Annotated in this window: 22 protein-coding genes; 8 read left to right on the top strand and 14 right to left on the bottom strand. The window is 68.6% G+C overall.

Annotated elements, in window-relative coordinates:
- Nucleotides 1-907: 907 nt before the first annotated feature.
- On the top strand, nucleotides 908-1,291 hold the full coding sequence (locus tag ACWCPQ_RS31015) for a VOC family protein (protein WP_449905494.1): 384 nt from the start codon (nucleotides 908-910) through the stop codon (nucleotides 1,289-1,291).
- Nucleotides 1,292-1,588: 297 nt separating this feature from the next.
- Nucleotides 1,589-2,749 (top strand): o-succinylbenzoate--CoA ligase, encoded by a 1,161-nt coding sequence (gene menE, locus ACWCPQ_RS31010; RefSeq protein ID WP_449905492.1) that lies wholly within the window; start codon nucleotides 1,589-1,591, stop codon nucleotides 2,747-2,749.
- 44 nt (nucleotides 2,750-2,793) lie between these two features.
- On the opposite strand, the gene ACWCPQ_RS31005 is transcribed toward menE, so the two are convergent.
- The gene (locus ACWCPQ_RS31005) at nucleotides 2,794-3,075 is read right to left on the bottom strand and encodes a hypothetical protein (RefSeq protein ID WP_449905490.1); all 282 of its coding nucleotides are present in this window, start codon (nucleotides 3,073-3,075) and stop codon (nucleotides 2,794-2,796) included.
- A 362-nt stretch (nucleotides 3,076-3,437) separates the two neighbouring features.
- Here ACWCPQ_RS31005 and ACWCPQ_RS31000 point away from each other — a divergent pair, with 362 nt between their 5' ends.
- Nucleotides 3,438-4,310 carry a 1,4-dihydroxy-2-naphthoate polyprenyltransferase gene (locus ACWCPQ_RS31000; RefSeq protein ID WP_449905488.1) on the top strand — a complete coding sequence of 291 codons (873 nt, stop codon included), beginning with the start codon at nucleotides 3,438-3,440 and terminating at the stop codon, nucleotides 4,308-4,310.
- A gap of 7 nt (nucleotides 4,311-4,317) precedes the next feature.
- Here the strand turns inward: ACWCPQ_RS31000 and ACWCPQ_RS30995 are convergent, their stop codons facing one another.
- Complete coding sequence (locus ACWCPQ_RS30995; protein WP_449905486.1) at nucleotides 4,318-5,043, bottom strand: TetR family transcriptional regulator; 726 nt, start codon at nucleotides 5,041-5,043, stop codon at nucleotides 4,318-4,320.
- 80 nt (nucleotides 5,044-5,123) lie between these two features.
- Here ACWCPQ_RS30995 and ACWCPQ_RS30990 point away from each other — a divergent pair, with 80 nt between their 5' ends.
- Nucleotides 5,124-6,029 (top strand): alpha/beta fold hydrolase, encoded by a 906-nt coding sequence (locus tag ACWCPQ_RS30990; RefSeq protein ID WP_449905484.1) that lies wholly within the window; start codon nucleotides 5,124-5,126, stop codon nucleotides 6,027-6,029.
- 731 nt (nucleotides 6,030-6,760) lie between these two features.
- Here ACWCPQ_RS30990 and ACWCPQ_RS30985 read toward each other — a convergent pair.
- From ACWCPQ_RS30985 to ACWCPQ_RS30975, 3 genes are all read right to left on the bottom strand, one after another.
- Entirely contained in the window at nucleotides 6,761-7,144 is a 384-nt protein-coding gene (locus tag ACWCPQ_RS30985; RefSeq protein ID WP_449905482.1) for a phage holin family protein, read from the bottom strand.
- A gap of 127 nt (nucleotides 7,145-7,271) precedes the next feature.
- A complete protein-coding gene (locus tag ACWCPQ_RS30980) occupies nucleotides 7,272-7,856 on the bottom strand; it encodes a Clp protease N-terminal domain-containing protein (protein WP_449905480.1) in 585 nt (194 codons plus the stop codon).
- A complete protein-coding gene (locus ACWCPQ_RS30975; protein ID WP_449905478.1) occupies nucleotides 7,857-8,078 on the bottom strand; it encodes a helix-turn-helix domain-containing protein in 222 nt (73 codons plus the stop codon).
- Between the two features lie 107 nt (nucleotides 8,079-8,185).
- Here ACWCPQ_RS30975 and ACWCPQ_RS30970 point away from each other — a divergent pair, with 107 nt between their 5' ends.
- Both ACWCPQ_RS30970 and ACWCPQ_RS30965 read left to right on the top strand, forming a co-directional pair.
- On the top strand, nucleotides 8,186-9,169 hold the full coding sequence (locus tag ACWCPQ_RS30970) for an ATP-binding cassette domain-containing protein (RefSeq protein WP_449905477.1): 984 nt from the start codon (nucleotides 8,186-8,188) through the stop codon (nucleotides 9,167-9,169).
- Entirely contained in the window at nucleotides 9,166-9,990 is an 825-nt protein-coding gene (locus ACWCPQ_RS30965; RefSeq protein WP_449905475.1) for an ABC transporter permease, read from the top strand. Before ACWCPQ_RS30970 ends, ACWCPQ_RS30965 begins: the two co-directional genes overlap by 4 nt.
- A 23-nt stretch (nucleotides 9,991-10,013) precedes the next feature.
- On the opposite strand, the gene ACWCPQ_RS30960 is transcribed toward ACWCPQ_RS30965, so the two are convergent.
- The 3 genes from ACWCPQ_RS30960 to ACWCPQ_RS30950 form a co-directional block, all read right to left on the bottom strand.
- Nucleotides 10,014-13,415 (bottom strand): BTAD domain-containing putative transcriptional regulator, encoded by a 3,402-nt coding sequence (locus tag ACWCPQ_RS30960; RefSeq protein ID WP_449905473.1) that lies wholly within the window; start codon nucleotides 13,413-13,415, stop codon nucleotides 10,014-10,016.
- A gap of 62 nt (nucleotides 13,416-13,477) precedes the next feature.
- Nucleotides 13,478-14,563: a PLP-dependent cysteine synthase family protein gene (locus ACWCPQ_RS30955; RefSeq protein WP_449905471.1), complete on the bottom strand. Its 1,086-nt coding sequence runs from the start codon at nucleotides 14,561-14,563 to the stop codon at nucleotides 13,478-13,480.
- On the bottom strand, nucleotides 14,560-15,003 hold the full coding sequence (locus tag ACWCPQ_RS30950; RefSeq protein ID WP_449905469.1) for a DUF4229 domain-containing protein: 444 nt from the start codon (nucleotides 15,001-15,003) through the stop codon (nucleotides 14,560-14,562). Before ACWCPQ_RS30950 ends, ACWCPQ_RS30955 begins: the two co-directional genes overlap by 4 nt.
- 159 nt (nucleotides 15,004-15,162) lie before the next feature.
- Here ACWCPQ_RS30950 and ACWCPQ_RS30945 point away from each other — a divergent pair, with 159 nt between their 5' ends.
- Both ACWCPQ_RS30945 and ACWCPQ_RS30940 read left to right on the top strand, forming a co-directional pair.
- A complete protein-coding gene (locus ACWCPQ_RS30945; RefSeq protein ID WP_449905467.1) occupies nucleotides 15,163-15,378 on the top strand; it encodes a BldC family transcriptional regulator in 216 nt (71 codons plus the stop codon).
- A 142-nt stretch (nucleotides 15,379-15,520) separates the two neighbouring features.
- On the top strand, nucleotides 15,521-15,721 hold the full coding sequence (locus tag ACWCPQ_RS30940; protein WP_449905465.1) for a hypothetical protein: 201 nt from the start codon (nucleotides 15,521-15,523) through the stop codon (nucleotides 15,719-15,721).
- A 58-nt stretch (nucleotides 15,722-15,779) separates the two neighbouring features.
- Here ACWCPQ_RS30940 and ACWCPQ_RS30935 read toward each other — a convergent pair whose 3' ends face one another.
- The 6 genes from ACWCPQ_RS30935 to ACWCPQ_RS30910 form a co-directional block, all read right to left on the bottom strand.
- Nucleotides 15,780-16,004, bottom strand: a complete 225-nt coding sequence (locus ACWCPQ_RS30935; RefSeq protein WP_449905463.1) for a hypothetical protein — start codon at nucleotides 16,002-16,004, stop codon at nucleotides 15,780-15,782.
- A gap of 167 nt (nucleotides 16,005-16,171) precedes the next feature.
- Complete coding sequence (gene ccsB, locus ACWCPQ_RS30930) at nucleotides 16,172-17,140, bottom strand: c-type cytochrome biogenesis protein CcsB (protein ID WP_449905461.1); 969 nt, start codon at nucleotides 17,138-17,140, stop codon at nucleotides 16,172-16,174.
- An 87-nt stretch (nucleotides 17,141-17,227) separates the two neighbouring features.
- Nucleotides 17,228-18,847, bottom strand: a complete 1,620-nt coding sequence (gene resB / locus ACWCPQ_RS30925; protein WP_449905459.1) for a cytochrome c biogenesis protein ResB — start codon at nucleotides 18,845-18,847, stop codon at nucleotides 17,228-17,230.
- Nucleotides 18,844-19,734 carry a cytochrome c biogenesis CcdA family protein gene (locus ACWCPQ_RS30920; protein WP_449905457.1) on the bottom strand — a complete coding sequence of 297 codons (891 nt, stop codon included), beginning with the start codon at nucleotides 19,732-19,734 and terminating at the stop codon, nucleotides 18,844-18,846. Before ACWCPQ_RS30920 ends, resB begins: the two co-directional genes overlap by 4 nt.
- A complete protein-coding gene (locus ACWCPQ_RS30915; RefSeq protein WP_449905455.1) occupies nucleotides 19,731-19,985 on the bottom strand; it encodes a hypothetical protein in 255 nt (84 codons plus the stop codon). Before ACWCPQ_RS30915 ends, ACWCPQ_RS30920 begins: the two co-directional genes overlap by 4 nt.
- Complete coding sequence (locus ACWCPQ_RS30910; RefSeq protein ID WP_449905453.1) at nucleotides 19,982-20,599, bottom strand: TlpA disulfide reductase family protein; 618 nt, start codon at nucleotides 20,597-20,599, stop codon at nucleotides 19,982-19,984. Before ACWCPQ_RS30910 ends, ACWCPQ_RS30915 begins: the two co-directional genes overlap by 4 nt.
- Nucleotides 20,600-20,812: the final 213 nt, after the last annotated feature.

Below are 20,812 nucleotides of genomic sequence, written 5' to 3'. Positions count from 1 at the left end.
GCGCATGAGCCGAAGGCTCGAGTCTCGAGGCCTGAACGGCGAGACTTCGGGGGCCTCGACCCCGCGCGCGCCAGCGCGCCGAAAACACAGCACCTGCACAAGCAGGTCGACATCCCCACCTCCACGAGGCAAGCCCACCCCTCCACCTTCACAAACACCCCGCCCCTCACCTTCACAACACCCCACCCCTCACCTTCACAAACAACCCCGCCCCCGCCCCCTCACCTTCGCGAGAACGCCCGCCGTCCCACCCGTCCACGCAAACCCGCGTCTTGCCTGCACGAATCCGCGCCCCACTTGCGTAAATCCCACATCCTGCCCGCGTGGATCCGCGCCCCACTTGCGTTGTTCCACGCATCGCCTACGTCGATCCACTTTCGGCCTGCGCATGCCCACGTCCCACCCATCCGAGTCCCCGTCCCGCTTGCGCTCGGGGTCCATATCCCGCCCGCCCCGCGCGAATCCGTCTCCTGCGTGAATCCGCATCCTGCTCACGCCAGTCCGCGTCCCGCCCGCGTTTGTCCACACCCGTTTGCGTGGATCCACGTCCCGCTTGCGTGAGTCCACGTCCTGCCCACGCGAGTCCGCGTGCCGCTTGCGTTCGCCCACACCCCGCCTACGTGAGCGAGCCCACGTCCCGCCCGGGCAAACGTCCGGCTCGCGCGAGTCCGCTGCCCCGCCTCCCCCGGATCCACGCCCCGCTTGCGCGAGCCCGCCGAGTCACATCCCGCCGGAGCGAGCCCGCATCCCACCTGCCGCCCCCACTCCCCAACCCGCCCGTCCACCATCCCGCCTGCCCGAGTCATACCCCTCCACCGGCCCACCCTTCCGAAATTTCCCACCCCAGCCGCCCTCCTCGGCGCAAATCGGACACACCCCGCCCGCCACGCCCCTAGACTTTCCGACGATGGACATCCTCAGCAGCCGCATCATCCTGCGCCCCCGGGACTACGCGACCACCCTCGCGTTCTACCGCGATTCCCTCGGTCTGGCGATCTATCGCGAGTATCCGGGTGGGACCGTCTTCTTCGCGGGGCAGTCGTTGATCGAGGTGGCGGGGCACGGCGCGGACCGGTCGGATCCGCGCGGGTTCGCCGGCGCGATCTGGTTGCAGGTGCGTGATGTGGCCGCGGTGGCGGTGGAGCTGACGGTCAACGGCGTCCCGATCGACCGGGCTCCGGTGACCGAACCGTGGGGCCTGGTGGAGATGTGGTTGACGGACCCGGACGGGGTGCCGATCGTGCTGGTGGAGGTGCCGGAGGACCATCCGATCCGGCGGGACAACCGCTGAGCCGGTGCGGGTGGGAGGTTTTCTGCCGGGTTGCCAACCCCCGGCCCGCCGGGCGACGATACGATCGGATGGCCGCCCGATCACCGACGCCCGGTGCGACCGCTTTCGTACCGTCCGACGAGTGAATCGCAGTCTCATGCCTGGCCCAGCCCTTTTCGATCAGCCGGCTCCGGCCTCCTGTACCGGCAGCATCGACCCCTGCTGTCCGCTTTCCGGCGGACATGACACCATCGCTGCCGTGTGCGAGCGCAGCGAGCGAATCACGGCTTTCCGGCGTGCCGGGGAGAGGGCGCGGCCGTGACCAGAACCTTGCGTACCCTGCCGATACCCACCGGCAGCGGAGTCAGTGATGTGTTGCCGCATCTGCGGCAGGTGCTCGACGGCAGTGGTTCGGCGGCCTGGTTGCCGGTGCCGGCCAGTGATCGTCGCGAGGCCCGCCGGTTGGGTGACGCGCTCGCTCCCGGCGAACCGATCGGCGACGATATCGCCCTGGTGGTCACCACCTCGGGTACCACCGGGGTGCCCAAGGGTGCCATGCTGACCGCGGCCGCGTTGCGGGCCAGCGGTGATGCCACTCATGAACGCCTCGGCGGCCCGGGGAGCTGGCTGCTCGCCCTGCCCACCCATCACATCGCCGGATTGCAGGTGCTGTTGCGGTCGTTGCTGGCGGGCACCGAACCCACCGTGGTCGATGTGTCCGGCGGTTTCCTGCCCGAGGCGCTGGCCGGTGCGATCGCGGGTATGGGCGGTGAACGCCGGTACACCTCGCTGGTCCCGACCCAGCTGATCAAGGTCTTGGAGGCTCCTGCCGCGACAGCGGCGCTGGCCGAGTTGGATGCGGTGCTGATCGGTGGCGCCGCGATTCCCGCCCCGGTTCACGAGCGGGCCCGGGATGCCGGCATCAATGTCGTGCGCACCTACGGGATGAGCGAGACCTGCGGCGGTTGCGTCTACGACGGGGTACCGCTGACCGGGGCGCGGGTGCGGATCGAAGACGATCGCATTCTGCTCGGCGGCGATATGCTCGCCGCCGGCTACCGCAATATCCCCGATCATCCGGCTTTCGCCGAGCCGGGATGGTTCCGTACCGACGATGCGGGTGTTTTCTCCGACGGCGTGCTGCGGGTACTCGGCCGGCTGGACGAGGCGATCAGCACCGGCGGCCTGCTGGTGATCCCGCAGGTCGTGGAGGCGGTGCTGGCGACTCATCCAGCTGTTTCCGAATGCGTGGTGCTCGGTTTGCCCGACGAACGGCTGGGGCAGCGGGTCGCGGTCGCGGTGGTGCCCGCACCGGGAACCGCGCCGACCCTGGACGATATCCGCGCGCACATATCGGCCGAGCTGGACGCGGTGGCGGTCCCGCGCGAACTCACCCTCGTCGAGGAGATCCCGCTTCTGGGCCCGGGTAAACCCGATCGCGGCGCGCTGCGCAGGCATCTGGCCGGATCGCCGTCCTGATCGAGCGGTCCGCGACGGTGTCGCCGCGGACCGGGCTCACCGGATCAGAGTTCGTCGTCACCGAACTCGTCGTCGTAGTCGTCGCCCAGCGGGACGGGAACAGCCTGTTCGGCGATATCGGCCGGATTCGCGGACCATTCGTCCCCGCCGCCGACCAGGACCGGTTCATCGGGAATCGGCATATCGTCGGGAATCGAGCGGGGGTCGATATCGGTGTACGGGGCGTCGTCGGGATAGGCCGGGGCCGCCTGTTCGGCACGATCGGCTTCCGGCACCGCGTCGAAGGCGCCGGGTTCGGTCCGTGGCAGTTTGTCGCGCTGGGCCATGGTGGGCTCCTCTCCTCCGTATAGGCCTCGGCGGGCGACTACCCACCGAGAGGAAGATCAGTCCAACGCTGTCGAGGATGCCCCTGGCGATCCGATTCGGCAAGTAGCGTTTCCCGTGTCACCGCATCGCCTGCCCCGATCGCGCACGGGCCCGGGTGCCGCGAGAAACCGTCCGGCTCCCTCCGCCCTCCCGACCTGTCCCGGCCCTGTCCCGGCCCGGCTCGGGCGTGTGTCATGCGCTCGCGGTGCGCGGGCTGCCGGTGGGTGTCGTATGCCACCGACCGGCGGGCGGGCCTGCCACCGCCCCGTGTACGCGGTCGGTGTGATGCGCCTGCCCCGGCCGCGCGCATTAGGCTGCGGAGATGGCTACCGCAGCACAATGGATCGAGGGCGCCCGGCCCAGAACACTGCCGAACGCGATCGCCCCGGTCGTGGCCGGTACCGGGGCGGCGGCCGCGATCGACGGCGCGGTGTGGTGGAAAGCGCTGCTCGCTCTGGGCGTTTCGATGGCACTGATCATCGGTGTCAACTATGCCAACGACTATTCCGACGGTATCCGCGGCACCGACGACGACCGCGTCGGCCCATTGCGTCTCGTCGGCTCCGGACTGGCCTCCCCCGCGGCGGTCCGGGGCGCCGCGATCGGGAGCCTCGCGACCGGCGCGGTACTGGGGCTGGTGCTGGCGCTGCTGTCGGCCCCGTGGCTGCTGCTGGTCGGCGCGGCATGCCTGGCCGGCGCCTGGTTCTACACCGGCGGTAGCAAGCCGTACGGTTACAGCGGTTTCGGCGAGGTCGCTGTTTTCCTGTTCTTCGGCCTGGTAGCGGTATTGGGCACGCAATACGTTCAGGCACTCCGGATCGATTGGGCCGGGGTCGCACTGGCAGTCGGGGTCGGCGCTTTCTCCAGCGCGGTACTGGTGGCCAACAATCTGCGCGATATCCCGACCGATACCGACACCGGCAAGATCACTCTGGCGGTGAAACTGGGCGATACCCGGACCCGCACCGCACATCTGATCCTGCTGGCGGTCCCGTTCCTGATGACCCTGGCCCTCGTGGCCCGCACCCCCTGGGCGCTGGCCGGCCTGCTGGCGGTCCCGCTGGCCGCGCGCGCAAATTCTCCCGTCCGGGCGAACCGGAACGGCTTGGAGTTGATCCCCGCCCTCCGCGATTCGGGCCTCGCCCTGCTCGCGTGGTCCGTCCTTTCGGCGGTAGCCCTCTGGCTCGGTACCTGAGCGGCGCTCAGCGGAGCTCCCTGCGCGATGCGGGCGGCCGGTCCGGAGTCAGCAGACCCTCGAGTGCCCGGTGTATCACGAGTTCGAAGATATCGGCCGGTGCGGCGATATCGCGGTGCGAGCTGTCCAGGGCCGCCGCAAGATATGGATGGGCGCCCATCGCGGCGATCCTGGAGAGGTAGGCCGCCTGGCGCTCGCGCCGCGACCGGTCGGCCGACCGGTCGACCACCGCGGCGCGAGCAAGCTGCTGGACGAGGGCGTTGAGCGCGGCGATCGCCTGAAGTTTCATCGGCCCGGGCAGATCGACGGTAGCCATCGCCCGCAGTGCGTATTCGAGGTACCGGATTCCGTGTGGTCCCACCCGTAGCGGCTCGACCGGTATATCGAGCAGCCACGGATATTTCAGGTAGACGCTCTTCGCCCGGACGGCCAGAGCGGTGAGGTCGTCGATCACCGCACCACTGGGCGGTATGTCGAGAGCTATCTCGCCGGCGGCGGCATCGACCATGAGGTCGAGCACATCGTCACGACTGGATACGTAGCGATACAGAGCCGACTGGCTGACGCTCAGCTTCTCGGCGATCCGGCGGGTGGACACCGCAGCCAGTCCACCGTCCTCGGCCAGCTCGATCGCGACCGCGGCGAGTTCGTCCCGGCTGTGCGCGGGAGCCGGACCGCGTCTGCCTTCGGCACGCTCCCAGACCGTCGAGTTCGTCCGCCCGGACTGTGTCACTCGCCACACCCTTCTGTTCGGCGCCGGTCGTGCCATAGTCTAAAACTGCGTTCACTGATCACTATTAATGGAGGTTCGAGATGACCCCGGGCACCACATGGGGACCGCGGCGCTGGGCGCGGAACGGGGCGGTACGCCTCGCGTTCGACGAGTTCAGGCCGGAGCTCGGTGGCGAACCGCTGCTGGTGGCCACCGGTTTGGGCGCCAACCGACACTGGCTACCCGACGGGTTCTGCGAACAGCTGGTCGAGCACGGGTTCGCGGTGGCGCGCTACGACCAGCGCGACGGCGGCGAATCCACCCACCTACCACCGACCGCGGTCCGCAACCCGATCACCGCACTGCTGGCGCGGCGCGGTGCTGCCTACACCGCCGAGGACATGGCCGACGACGCGATGGCGGTACTCGACGAACTGGGGTGGAGTTCGGCACATCTACTGGGAGTCTCCCTCGGCGGCGCGGTCGCGCAACGCATCGCCCTGCGCCATCCCGACCGCGTACGTTCCCTCATTTCCGCGGATGCCGTGCCCGGTGATGTCACCGGCCTGCGCACACTGCGCTACATCCGGCTGGGCACGCTCGCGAAATTCGCGCGGGTGAAGTTCCCCGACACCCGAGCGGGCGCGGTCGACGCGGGTGTGGTGGTGGCAAAACTGCTGGCCTCCCCGAAACGCGAATTCGACGAGGATGCGGTGCGCACCCGGCTGGAACACAATCCGGACAGCGGAATTCACGACCAAGAAGCACAGAGCCGGCAGATCGGGGCCCAGTGGAGCGGCCCGGCGATCACCGAGATCACCCGGCCCACCCTCGTCGTGCACGGCGAGGACGACCCGCTGATCAAGACCAGCGCCGCCCACGCCATCGCATCGCGCATTCCCGGTGCTCGCCTGCTCCTCCTGCCGGAAGTCGGACACGAACTATCGGAGAACGCGTGGAAACCGCTCGCGTCCGCCATCCGCGAACTCGCCAACCTCCACGTCTGACCCCTCGAACGACGGGCAGATCGGCAATCTCGGCGTTTGGGTGCCGTATGGCGCGGGTCCGGGGTTCGGCAACCGCGACGGGCAGCTCCTCGCGGAGAAGCCGGCGATCAGCCCGTGGCCGCCGGCGAACCCGAGCGGGACGGGAGTGTGCGGCCTGCTCGCCCGCGAACTCGAACGCGACTGCCCCGACGGCTTCGTTCCGGCCCGGTTCACCGCGGACCGCTACCGGCCGGACTCAACGCGTCGTTCGATATGCGCACCAGTATGGTCCGCCGCGGTTCACGGATCACGCTCGCCGATACCGTGCTCGTACAGGACGGCATCGACCGAGTCCGGGCATCTGCCGTATCCCTGCCTCCGGCACCGAACCGCGGGGCGAAGTGTGGAGTCCGGGCGAGGATCTGCCCGTTCCGCCGGAGGGCGTACGGCGCCGGAGGATCACCACCACTTTTCGAGAGCGGTGACCGCGACTGGACCGCCGATTTCGGGGCGAACCGGAACGCCGACCGCAAGATCACCTGGCAGAGCCTGCCGCGCTGATCGCCGGTGAACCGATCACTCCGTTCCAGCGGGCCACGATCAGTCGAACGCTCGCCGCCGGATCGATTTCTCCACCGACCCATTCGTCTGAAGCCTCGTTCGGCAGCAGGCCGGCCGGCGGCCCGGGTGCGCGCGGCCGGAACGCACCGGCTGGGCCCCGGACCCCACGCCCGGCGCAGCGGTTCAGCGGTTCAGTCGTTGTCCGGGATCAGGATCCCGATGGCCCAGTTGACGATCGTGACGATGATGGCGCCCAGGAACGCCGCCCAGAAACCGTCGATGCGCAGACCGTATTCGGTGGCCTCGGTGATCCATGCCGTGAGCCAGAGCATCAGGGCGTTGATCACCAGCAGGAACAGACCGAGGGTCAGGATGACCAGCGGCAGCGACAGCAGTTTCACGAGGGGTTTGACGAATGCGTTCACCACCGTGAACACGACCGCGACCGCGAGCAGGACCACGATCTTCGCGCCGTTGCCCTGGTCGGGCGGAGAGACGATGTCGATATCGCCGACCCAGAGGGCGGCCAGCCAGATGGCGAAGGCGGTACCGATCAAGCGGAGCACAAGCTGCATAGCTCATGCTAAGCACACCGGCTCGCCGCGTGCCGGATACAGCCGTATCGGCGGCCCGGCTCGGTGGCGGGATCCGGCACCGCCCTGTGCGACTGTTCCGCGCCGTGGCGGGGCCGGACCGCCGCGATCACGCCGCCTTGTCGAGCAAGGTGTGGACCTCGGCACGCAGGCCGGCGATTCCGGCGGCGCCGCCGAGCAGTTCGGCGGCCACCGGCCCGGGCGCGCGCAGAATCCCGAGCAGGACATGTCCGGTCTCGATGGACCTGTCCTTGCGCGCCAGCGCTTCGCGCAGTGACAGTTCCAGTACTTTTTTGGCGCCGGGGGTGAAGGGGATATGCCCGAACCGGCCGCCGCGGCGGCGACCGCGTGGAGCCCGGGATCCGTCGGAGGGGACGGCCCGGTCCAGGGCGTCGGCACCGAAGTTGGCTTCCAGACTCTCCCGTACCGCGTCCAGGTCGATACCGATGGACCGCAGCGCTTCGGCGTCGCCCGGCCCCAGCGGCTCCTCGGCGCCGACGGCGCCGAGGGATCCCTGCACACTGTCCAGCGTCAGGCCGCTCCCCTCGAGTAGCCCCTGTAGCTGTGGTCCGCCCTGTTCGAGCAGTCCCAGCAGCAGGTGCTCGACGCGGATTTCCGGCGAATGCAGTTCGCGCGCCTGTTCCTGTGCCGCGACCACCGCCATACGGGCGTTCCTGGCAAATCTCTCGAACATCTATCGACCCCTGCCTCTCCGGGTGTGTTTCTGGTGGACCGCTTGTTTGCTGACCTCGAGCGCGTCGGCGATGGCCTGCCAGGACCAGCCCTGATCGCGGGCATTGTTCACCTGGATCGCCTCGAGCCGTTCGAGGAGTCTGCGCAGCGCCAGCACCGCCCGTAGCCCCACCGCGGGGTCCGGGCTGCCCGCCGCCGCGGCCAGCGTGGCTGCTTCTGTCATGCGTCAATTTTTGTTGACACTCCGACAAATGTCAACAAAAATTGACGACAGGTCCACGCAATCGCGGCGCAAGAGCCGTGCAAGACGGGAAGAGGAACGTAACCGGCATGACGAAACACGCATCCGCGGCCACATTCGCGATCGAAGCGAACGACCTGGTCAAAGTATTCGGCACCCAGCGGGCCGTCGACGGAGTGAGTCTGGCCGTCCCGCAGGGGTCGGTCTACGGCGTGCTCGGACCGAACGGGGCGGGGAAGACCACGACCATCCGTATGCTCGCCACCCTGCTGCGTCCAGACGCCGGCAGCGCCCGGGTCTTCGGCCGCGATGTCGTCGCCGAACCGGGCGCGGTGCGGTCGCTCATCGGAGTGACCGGCCAGTACGCCTCGGTCGACGAGGATCTGACCGCCACCGAGAACCTGATGGTCTTCTCCCGGCTGCTGGGCTTGAGCCGGGCGGCGGCCAGAGCGCGGACGGCGGAACTACTCGAAGAATTCGAGCTCACCGATGCCGCGAACAAATCGCTGAAGAACTTCTCCGGCGGTATGCGCCGCCGGCTGGACCTGGCGGCGGGCCTCATCGCGACCCCGCCGCTGCTGTTCCTCGACGAACCCACCACCGGCCTCGACCCGCGTACCCGGGCCCAGATGTGGGAGACCATCCGCAGGCTGGTGCGGGGCGGCACCACGGTCCTGCTCACCACCCAGTACCTGGACGAGGCCGATCAGCTGGCCGACCGGATCGCGGTGATCGACCACGGCCGCGTGATCGCCGACGGCACCGCCGACGAGCTGAAGGCGTCGATCGGTGGTTCGTCACTGCACCTGACCGTCACCGACCGCTCGCAGCTCGAAACCGCCCGCCGGATCATCACCGAGGTCCTGCGCAGCGAAGCGCAGGCCACCCCGGAGGCCGGTCGGCTCACCGCCGCGCTGCCCGATCCGAACAGCACTACCGATTTGTTGATCAGGCTGCGCGACTTCGGTATCGCGGTGGAGGAGATCACCGTGTCCAAGCCCAGCCTCGACGAAGTCTTCCTGACCCTCACCGGCCGCCCGGCCGACACCGACACCGAACGGACCGCAGCATGACCACGACACTGACCGAACCCGCGCCCGTGACGGTTGCGCGGATTCCGGAGCCGGCGGCCCGGATCGGGCTCCGAAAAACCTTCGAGAACACCCTCACCATGGCCTATCGCGGCCTGCTCAAGATCAAGCACAATCCCGAGCAGTTGTTCGACGTGGTGATCCAGCCGGTGATCTTCACGCTGATGTTCACCTACATCTTCGGCGGGGCCATCTCCGGCGACGTGAAGAGCTATCTACCGGTCATCATTCCCGGCATCCTGGTGCAGACCGTCGTGATGACCTCGGTGGTCACCGGTGTGCAGCTCAAAGAGGATATGGAGAAGGGGGTCTTCGACCGCTTCAAATCCCTGCCGATAGCCCGGATCGCCGCCCTGTCGGGCGCACTCACCGCCGATATGGTGCGCTACGGCATCGCCTCGGTACTCACCGTCGTGATGGGCTTCATCATGGGCTACCGTCCCGAACCGGCCGGTGTCCTGCTGGCGGTACTGCTGGTCGTGGCCTGCTCCTTCGCCACCAGCTGGATCTGGGCCTTCTTCGGCGTGATCGCCAACAAGGCCTCGGCGGTGCAGGGCTATTCGATGCTCGTCATGTTCCCGTTGACCTTCGCCTCGCCGGCTTTCGTACCCAAAGAGACGATGCCGGGCTGGCTGCAGGCGTTCATCGACGTCAACCCGGTCTCCCATCTGGTGTGGGCCTGCCGGGATCTGATGAACACCGGGCATATCGGGATGCACGTGCTGTGGTCACTGGTGGGCGCCGCCGCGATCATCGCGGTGTTCGCACCGCTCACGGTACGGGCCTATATGCGCCGCGCATGACGGGTATGTGCCGCCGGGCCCGCTCAATCGGTCGCCGACCGGTGGAGCGGGCCCGGCGACGCGCCGACCGTATCGATCAATTCCAGGATCCGCTCGGCGGCCACCGTCCTGCGCAACCGCTGGGCCGCGTCGACAGCCGCGCCGACCCGGCGCTCGCCGAGCCGGTCCCGCCACAGTTCGTGATGCCGCTCCCAGCGCATGACCGGATAGTCCTGCCGGCCGTTCGCCACCGGCGCCAGCGCGATGAGTTCGACCCCGGTCGCGGACCCCGGGTCCAGAGCCAGCAGACCCGACCCGAGCGCACAGGCCACCGCGCCGAGCTGTGGCAGGTCGGGAACCGTGCCGAGCCGGTCCAGTGCGGTGACGGCCAGCTCCGGCACCAGCGGCGCGACCGCCTCGATCCGCCCGGCCAGTACATGCGCGGCGACGACCGTCGAACACATCAGCAATGCCCCCGGCCCGGGCGTGAATTCCCTTCCGGGCCAGCCCAGTAGATCCAGCGCACGCCGGAAATGGGCCAGCCCGGCCTCGGTATCGCCTTCGGCGAGTTCGACCTCGGCGAGCCCGGCGGCGATCGTCGACAGCCGGTGGTTACGCCGGATGGTCGGATCGTCGATCAATTCCAGTCCCGCCCCACCGGAACCGGACAGACCCAACGCGGCGGCGAGTTCCCGCCGCGCCCGCCCCGGCTCACCGATACCGGCCAGGCACACCGCCATGAACGAACGCACCTCGAGGCTTTCGTCGTAGGCACGGATCCGGTGCAGCAGTTCGGCGGCTTCCTCGTAATACGTGACCGATTCACGGTAGTGCGCGGTCTGCCCGTCGAGCGCGCCCAGATGCTGGACCACCATCGCCCGGCTCCACACCTCCAGCTCGGAGGTGAGCGCCCACGCGGCACGCGCGTCGCGACGGGAGGCGAAGATCCGGCCCATGTTCTCCCAGATGTTCGCCCGGGCCACCAGGGCGACCACTCTGATCTGCGCGGTGTCCGAACGCGCGCCGTCGGCGAGCAGCCGGGCCAGCCGGGTCACATCCGCGGGACATGTCAGCAGCTGCCCGAGATACCGCAGGGTCGCGTCCATCCCGGTCGCGTTCCGCAGCAGCGCCCGCACGCGGAATCGGACCACCGCCAGCTCGCGCGTATTGCGGCTCATGAAGGCCAGGTGCAGTGCGGTCATCCCGTGGCCCAGCAGGTACAGATCCGCGTAGGTCCCGGCCGCGCGCTCGGGCGGTGGCAGCGCGAGCAGCCGCGGAATCCACCCCATCAATTCCAGATGCGCGCCTTGGGCCACCCATCGCATGGAGACCGCCGGGAAGACCGCGTACACAGTGTGCCGGTCCCCGGCCGCCTCGGCCCGGCGCAACACCGCCACCAGGTTGTCGAGTTCCGCGAGCATGAGCAGGGCCGGCCCGAGCTCGTCACCTGCCAGATACCGCTGCGCGACCGCCACCGCGAATTCGCGGCCCCAGCCGGCCATCCGGGACTCCACGAGTTCGATCTCCACGCCGGTCCCGCCGTCCGCGGCGACCAGCTGCTGTTCGCCGAATTCGCGGACCGTCTCCAACATCCGATAACGCACGCCCGGCGCGGGATCGGTCTCGCTGTCGTCGTCCTCCACGACCGTCAGCAGCGATTGCCCGACCAGCCCGTCCACCGCCGTGGCGATATCACCCACCTCCGGCCCGCCCGCCACCGCTTCGGCCGCGTCCAGGGTGAATCCCGCGGGGAAGCGGCACATCCGGCGCAGCGCGATCTGCTGGGTGGGCTCCAGCAGGTTCCAGCTCCAGGCGATCACGGCGTGCAGTGTGCGGTGCCGCTCCGGAGAAGTGCGATCGCCGGTGCGCAACAGCGCGAAACGCTGATCGAGCCGCCGCTCGATATCCTCCACACTCATGGTGCGCACCCGGGCCGCGGCGAGTTCGATGGCCAGCGGTAGCCCGTCCAGGGTGTGACACAGCCGGGCCACGACCGTCGCGTCCAATCGCACCGACGGCCGGACCGCGCGGGCGCGCGCGGCGAACAGATCGGTGGCCGGTGACCCGGCGGCGTCGATTGCCAAGGGCGCCAGCGGATAGACCGTTTCCGCGGTGATCGCCAAGGGCGACCGGCTGGTGGTGAGCACCGTGAGTTGGGGGCAGCTGCCCACCAGATCGGCCACTACCAGAGCCGCACCGTCGATCAGGTGCTCACAGTTGTCCAGCACCAGCAGCATCGGCCGGGCCGAGAGCGCGTCGCGCAGCCGGCGACTGCTGTCGGCGGGCGGACGCACCTGCGGCAGGGCGCGATCGCGAACGGTCTCTCCCAGGCCCACCGCCCCCGCGATGGCGGTTTCGATATCCACCGCCGCGTCCCGGCTCGTCCCGTCCGGCCGCACCGAGGCCAGTTCCACCAGCACCACCGGCTGGGTGGCGGCCGATCGCGTGGCGAGTTCGTTGGCGACCCTGGTCTTTCCGGCGCCGCCGGGACCGAGCACGGTGGTGACCCGGGAAGTTCCGAGCAGGCGGCTCAGTTCGGCGAGATCGTCCGCGCGGCCGAGCAGTGCGTTGGGCGCGGCCCGCACCCCGACGGCCGCCGAGACCGGTACCGGGACCTCCGGTTCGGGTCGGCGGGGTGGTGTGCGGGGGGCGAATTCGCCGCGCAGGATCGCGGTGTTGAGTTCGGTGATCGCGGCACCGGGGTCGGTGCCGAGTTCGGTGGCCAGCATCGTGCGCAGGGCGGCGAACACATCCAGTGCTTCGCTGTCGCGGCCGGCGGTGGCGAGCAGCCGCATGAGATTCCGGGCCCGGGCCTCGTCCGCGGGCCGCTCCCGCGACTGCCGGCGTGCGATGGCGACCGCCCCGTCCAGATCACCCACTGCCTCCCGGGCCGCCCGCTCGATATCGTCGAGTCCCCCGGCGGTTTCCGCCGCCACAGCGGCGAGTTCCGTGGCCGGTTCACTCGGCGGCAGATCGGTACCCGGCTCACCGGACCACAGTGCGCGCGCCCGGCCCACGATCGCCAGCGCCGCCGGTGGATCGCCGGCGGCCAGCACCGTATCGGCTTGTCGGGCCAGCTGTTGTACAGCCGTCAGATCCAGCTGCTCCGGGCGCAGTACGACCCGGTAACCGGCCGGCCCGGCCTCCAGCACGCCGTCGGGCAGCGCAGCACGCAGGCGGGAGATCTGGGTGTGCAGGGCGTTCATCGGCGAGCGCGGCGGATCGCCGCCCCAGACCTCTTCGATGAGCACGGCCGCACTACGGCTGCGCCCCGGCCGCAGGGCCAGTGCCACCAGCAGCAACCGGGCCCGGGTCCCCGGCAGCACCACCAGTTCGGTGTCGCGGCGCAGCGCGATACGACCCAGCAGCGTCACCACGAGCGGTTCGTCCGTGGGCGCCGGGATCACGGGAGGACGGCCGTGCGAGCGGCCCGGATCGAGAACCATACCGACGTCATCGTAAGCGCTGCCCGGCCCGGCGAGCGCGTCGTTTTCACCGCGCCGCGGCGTCAGGCGGGCCACCGGCCGGTGGCCAGGAACTCCGTCAGGACCGCGGTCGGTGCGGTCAGGTCCCAGCCCTGGCCGGCGACCCAGTCATCGCTGAAATAGCTGTCCGCGTACCGTTCGCCGCCGTCGCACAGCAGCGTCACCACGCTGCCGCTGCGCCCCTCGGCCAGTAGTTGCGCGATCAGTCCGCACGCGCCCCAGAAGTTGGTACCGGTCGAACCGCCCACCCGCCGACCCAGCCCCCGGCTCGCGAATCTCGCCGCGGCGATGGAAGCCGGGTCGGGGACGTGGATCATCCGGTCCACCACCTCCGGCACGAACGAGGGCTCCATCCGGGGCCGGCCGATCCCTTCGATCCGCGACGGCATACCGGTCGTGTAGTCCCGCGATCCGGTCTCATAGGCCCCGTAGAACGCGGAGTTGTCCGGATCGACCACGGCCAGCCGGGTCGGATGCCGGCGGTAGCGCAGATAGCGGCCGATGGTCGCGCTCGTACCGCCGGTTCCGGCGCCCACCACGATCCATTCGGGCACGGGGTGGGTCTCCATGGTGAGCTGATCGAAGATCGACTCGGCGATATTGTTGTTCCCGCGCCAGTCGGTCGCACGTTCGGCGTTGGTGAACTGGTCCAGATAATGCCCACCGCACTCCGCGGCGAGGCGAGCCGCTTCGGTGTACATATCGGGCGGTCGCTGTACGTAATGGCATCGCCCGCCCTGGGCTTCGATCAGCGCGATCTTCTGCGGCGAGGTACCGGCCGGGACCACCGCCACGAACTCCAGGCCGAGCAGCTGGGCGAAATAGGCCTCGCTCACCGCGGTCGAACCCGAGGACGCCTCCACGATCGTGGTGCCCTCGGTGATCCAGCCGTTGCACAGGGCGTAGAGGAACAGCGAACGGGCCAGCCGGTGTTTCAGACTGCCGGTGATATGGGTGGACTCGTCCTTCAGGTACAGCTGCACATTCCAGTCCACCGGCAACGGATAGCGCAGCAGATGCGTATCGGCGCTGCGCTGGGCGTCCGCGTCGATGAGTCGGACGGCTTCGTCCGCCCAACCGCGCGGGTTGCCGCGGGCACAGCTTTTCACGCCGGGCCGCCGGAGCTGCCCGAATCCCCCCGCTTCGATTCCGCGTCCGGCGCGGGTTCGGCCGTGGACTCGGTTGCCGCGGTGGTGGTGTCCGCCGGACCCTCGACCACGGCGTCACCGCGTAGGCGGGCACGCAGTTGTGCCTTGTCCCGGCGGCGGCGTTCGTCCACGGCCGCGATATCGGCGTTCACCTTCCCGCGCAGGCCCTTGAACAGCGTGAGCGAGAGCGGCAACGCGATGACGATCGCGAAGAGAATGGCGACGACCAGCGGTATCTCCACCGTGACCACCGCCGCCCCCACCATGATCACGACGGTGAGTATCGCGACCAGCGCCAGCCTGGCCAGCGTGTAGAGCGCCAGGTTGCGTGCCAGTCGGCGGCCCGGCGACGTACCGGGCGCAGGGGCGGTCGGTTCCTCGGATGGGTTCGCGTCACTCACCTGACCAGCGTAAGCGACGGCCTGAACCCACCCGCACCGCGTATCCGTTTTGTCCATTACCTCCGCTTTACCAACAGTAGGTGGTTCGAACACCCGGGGGTCGCGGTGCCACTATGTCGGAATCCGATGAGAAAACGTGACGAAACAGAAAGGTTTGCCATGACCGCGATCGCCGTGGGGGTGCAGGAGAACCTGTTGACCCCGGGCCAGGTTGCCGCCCTGTTCCACGTAGACCCCAAGACCGTCACCCGCTGGGCGCACGCGGGACGGCTCGGTTCGCTGCGCACTCCGGGTGGACATCGCCGGTTCCGCGAATCCGAAGTGATGCGGTTGCTCGAATCGCTCACCACCGAGGCGACCGTCCGCGGCAGCTGAGTCGCACCACACCCGCAGGGCAGCTCGGCCGCTTCTTCGCAGCGCGGCTGAGCTCGGCCCGGCGCAGCGGGACCACCGGCGCCCGGCCGCCCATACCCACCGGCGCCTCCGGGAGCTAACCTCGTTGGAGGAGGTGAGCCACGTGATGTACCTGTTGGCACTCATCGCGATCGTGGCGATCGTGGTGCTGTGCTGGAAGGCATTCGGCCCCGGGCGTGACACACCCGCTCCGGGACCGGCCCGAAAGCGTGTTCTCGGCCCGGATGACGATCCCGAATTCCTCTGGCGGATCTCACGTCAGCAGAAACACCGGGACGGCGATCCGGGATCTGCCGAACACTGATCGCCGCACCCGCACAATGCCCGGCCGCGGGTTGTCACCCGCGGCTCGGCGGGCTGGTTCAATCGCCGGTGCTGTCCAGTTGTGGTAGCCCTTCCACGGCGCGCAATTTATCCGCGACGACGGCCAGGCGTTCGAGCGCCTCGGCGGGCAGCCCCACGGCGGTGCGCACCAATCTGAGCAGGGAGTCGGGCTCCAGACCGCATATGAGCGCGTTGTCGGCGGCCACGGTTGCGCGGTAATCGATATCGCCGCTGTTATCCGAACTGAAATTCTCCGAATCCACTGCCGCTCTCCTCATTGCTCGCCGCGCTATGGAGGGGAAATGACCGGTCAAACCCGATAAATCGCAGGCCGGGCCCTGTATATTTCAGCAAATAACTCGACCGAACAATAGCAACCGAGCATTGCGGCAGAGTAACGATCATTACGGTCGGAGAAATAGCCGGTCGATCAGGTCAGCCCGGAGTAGCTGTGCAGCCCGGAAACGACCAGATTGATGATGAAGAGGTTGAACAGCATCGCCACGAATCCGGCCACATTGATCCACGCGGCTTTGGTGTCCCGCCAACCCGAGGTCGCCCGCGCGTGCAGGTACGCCGCATAGAGCACCCAGGCGATGAACGAACAGGTCTCCTTCGGATCCCATCCCCAGAACCGTCCCCACGCCGCCTCGGCCCAGATCGCCCCCAGGATCACACCCGCACCGAAGAGCGGGAACCCGATGATGGTGGTGCGATAGGCCAGCCGGTCGAGCGTGCGGGCGTCGGGCAGCCGACGCGCGATCACCCCCAGGATGTTCGTGGATTCCGCGCCCTCGGGCTGACGCAACCGGTACAGGAACAGCAGACTCGCCACCCCCGACACGAGGAACACACCGCTGCCGAGGCTCACGATCGTGACGTGCAACGGCAACCAGAACGACCGCAACGCCGGCACCACCGGGGCCGCGTCGGTGTAGAGCACCGTGCCACCGAGGAACATCAGGATCAGCATGGGGACGAGCAGGAAGACCCACATGGACCGATAGCGCGCGTCGCGCATGAACACCAGACCGACCACCCCGGCCGCCGCGGTCGCCATGGCGACGAACTCGTACATATTGCCGAGCGGGAAACGGCCGGTCGAGAAACCGCGCAGCACGATCGAGCCCACATGCAGGGCCACCGCCACGAACAGCACCGAGAACGCGATATTGCCGAACCGCTCGGACAGCGGCACGGCCGGCGCCTCGGTGATCCGGCCCGGGGTATCGCTGCCGGCGGCCACGCCACCGGCCGGGACCATCTCCCGCTCGCTCACCTGCCGCACCCGCGCCGAGGCGTACTGCACGATCAATAGCACCAGCACCAGCGCGTATACGACGATCGCCGTCTTGTAGGCGAGGTCGCTGTAGCCGGCGAGCGTGTCGTCGATCGGCATCGTTGCATCTCCCGTGTTCGTACCGCGGTGCTCGATGGGCAGTTGCTGCCCGTGCGTGGTCGCCCACGCGGGTCCTGGGGGCGGCGATCAGTCGCCGGACGCGTCCAGCAGGCGGTGTCGCAGGCGATCGAACTCGCCGCCCCAGCCGGCCTGATCGGTACGGGCCAGCCCACCCATCTCTACTACGACGCGTCGTTGCTCCACGGTACCCTCCGGGGTCACCCGCAACCAGACCCGCCTCCGCGAAACCAGCAGCGAGACCAGCAGCCCGCCCATCATCACCAGGGCGCTGACCAGCACCCACTGCTGCGCCGGATCATGCGAAACCTGCAGGTTCACGAACTCTTCCGCACCGTCGAAACGCACCCGGGTCCCGCCGGGCAGTTCGGTGGTCTCACCCGGCCGCAGGTTCACCCGGGCCTCCTTGCTGAGCCTGCCCTGTGCCACCATCTCCTGGTCCAGCGCGAAGATCGACTGCGGGCGGCCGGTGTCCAGACCGGTGTCACCGCGATAGATATCCACCGCCACCGCCGGATCGGTCAGCTCCGGGTACACCGAGGTGAGCAGCGACCCGTGGAAACTGGCGGTAGGCGCGAACAAGCCCTCGATCGCGATCTGGTTCTGCCGGCGCTGTTCTTCGGTGGCGAACATCCCGCCCGGCGGATCGATGCGCAGCACGCCGCTGGACAGGAACGTCTGCATATCGTTGGGCTGCCACTGCACGGTTTCGGTGCGCGTCTCGCCGTTCGGGAAGGTCACGGTGAACGTCGGCGCATAACCGTGCCCCTGCAGATAGACCCGATCCCCGCCGACCCGCAGGGGATGGTTCACCTTGATGGTGGTATCCCGCCAGGTACCGGACTCCAGATCGGCGCCCTCCTGATACGAGATATCGGAGGTGAACATCTCGGCCTGGCCGTTGTCGAGGTAGTCGGCCCGGAAGTTCTTCACCTTCACACACATCGGGGTCATGCCGGTTCCGTCGTTCACGTTCCCCGCACGGAAGGAATCGAACACCGCCGGCGAGGTCGTGCAGAAGCCCGGCCCGTTGTTCGCGATGACGATGACATTGCCCTCATAACCGAACAACTTCCCGGCCGCGATGGCGATCAACAACCCGACCAGCGCCAGGTGGAACACCAGATTGCCCAGCTCGCGGGTGTAACCCTTCTCGGCCGACAGGGTGACCTCACCGTCGCGCTCGCCCGGCCGCATCTCGGTCCGCCAGCCGCGCAACCGAGTACGGGCCCGCGCGGCGATCTCGTCCGGAGTGCCGTCGAGGACCACCCGGTGATGGTGCGGCAACCGGGTCAGATTGCGCGGCACCCGCACCGGCGGGGTCCGCAACGCCCGATAGTGGTCCACGGTGCGCGGCAGGATGCAGCCCACCAGTGAAATGAACAGCAGCACATAGATCGCCGTGAACCAGAAACTGGAGAACACGTCGAACAGTTCGAACCGGTCCATCCACTCGCCGAGCACCGGCCGGTCCGCGATGTAGGTCGCGACCTTCTGCTCGTTCAGGCTGCGCTGCGGCAGCAGCGCACCGGGGATGGCGGCCAGCGCCAGCAGGAAGAGCAGCACCAGCGCGGTCCGCATGCTGGTGAGCGAACGCCAGGTGTTGCGCACCAGTGCCAGCACACGGCCCAGCGGGGATTGCCGGGGCGGATGAACCGGGGGCGCCTCGGGACGATCTGTCACGGTCATATCGGCAGCGTCACCTCGGCGACGAATCCGTCACGCACCCAGCCGACGAACTGATCCCAGGCCCCGGTCACCAAGGCCGCGCCCACCGCGACCAGCAGAATTCCGCCGATCACCTGGATCCGGCGGGAATTACGCCGCAACCAGCCGACCCCGCGCAGCGCGCTCGCCGACCCGAAGGCCAAGATCACGAACGGCAGCCCGAGCCCGAGACAGTAGGCGACGATCAAGGCCACACCGCGCACCGCGGTGGTGCCCTCGGTGCCGGCGGCCACCGCCATCACCCCGGACAGCGTGGGGCCCAGGCACGGAGTCCAGCCGAGTGCGAAAACGGCCCCGAGCAGCGGCGCTCCGGCGATTCCGGCGAGGCGCCGCGGTTCCATCCGGGTATCACGCTGCAGTGCCGGGATCAGGCCCAGGAAGGCCAGGCCCATCACGATGGTGACCACGCCACCCAGGCGCTGCAACAGATCCCGGTTGACGTTCAAAGTCTGGATGAGGCCGAAAACAGTGGCGGTGGCCAGCACGAACACCACCGTGAAACCGGCGACGAACAGTCCGGCCGCGCCGGCGACGCGCAGGCGTCCCGAATCGGGAGCAGGCGCCGGGACGGTATCCGCGGCGACGGAAGTCTCGGTGAGCACCGTCGTCGCGCTCCCGCTCGTGGTCGTCGCGGTCCGGCCGCGCCGAACCTGGTCCACGGTCGCCGGCGGTGCCTGTGCGCCGACGAGACCGGCCAGGTAGGACAGATACCCCGGCACCAACGGCACCACACACGGCGAGGCGAACGACACCAATCCGGCCAGCAGGCAGGCGCCGAGGGCAAGCAGCAACGGCCCGGTGGCCGCTGTCTGCTGAAACGATTCCCCCACTCCTGCCAGTACCGTCAACGCGAACTACGCTCCGATTCGCCCTCGGCGTTGTTCGCGCGCCGCTCGTCGCCGCGGCCGCCCGGCGCGGTCGAACCCCGGCCACCCGACGGGCGCGAACTCGACACCCGCCGGTCACTGCCGGGCTGCTGGGTCGCGGGCTGTAGCTCCCACGAACCGAGCGAGGATTTGACCAGCACCTCGGCGCGGACTCCGCGCGGTGGCCGGGTCGCCCCGTAGCGGCGTACGCCTCGGGATCGAAGACTTCTCATGATGCTCCCTCCGCGGCGATGCGTTGCACCACCGGTAAAAGATCTTCGGCGAGTAGGGCGCGCAAGAAAACCGCCGCTACCCGGTGGTCCCGATCCAATACCAGAGTTGTGGGAATGACACTGGTCGGGAAATTTCCACCGAGCGCCAGCAGCGTGCGCATCGACGGGTCGTAGATCGACGGATAACCGACGTGGTTATCGATAATGAAATCTCGTGCTTTGTCCTGCTGGAAATCACGGACATTGATCCCGAGGAAAGCGACCCCTAGATCTTTTGTCTGCTCGTAGACCTGTTCGAGCGCGGGGGCTTCGCCGCGGCAGGGCCCGCACCACTGCCCCCACAGATTGATGACGACCACCTGGCCCGGGAAATCGTCCACCGATACGTCCGCACCGTCGTCGGACATCAGGTCCGGCCCGGCGAGCTTGCCGATCGTGCCGCGCGCGGACGGCGGATCGTAGAAGATATCGGTCTGCCCGCCCGGCGAGACGAATTCGAAGGTGCCTCCGGTGGCCACGGCGTCGGTACCGGTCGAGCACGCCGACGCGGCCAGACACAGCAGGGCGACGAGCGCCGGCAAGAGCCGGAACCCGAATGTCGCACCTCGTCTCATCTGTTCTCTGCCTCCGGCCGACCGTTCATGCGCTCTGCCTTCGGGCGCACGAACGGGCGCCCTGCGTGGTCACGCTGCGCTACCGCCTCCGGCCGCTGACCGTTCATGCGCTCTGCCCTCGGGCGCACGAACGGGCGCCCTGCGTGGTCACGCTGCGCTACCGCCTCCGGCCGCTGACCGTTCATGCGCTCTGCCCTCGGGCGCACGAACGGG

This window comes from Nocardia sp. NPDC001965, assembly GCF_053594175.1.
Note: the sequence above shows the minus strand (reverse complement) of the source record. Positions and strands in the feature narration are given on the sequence as shown.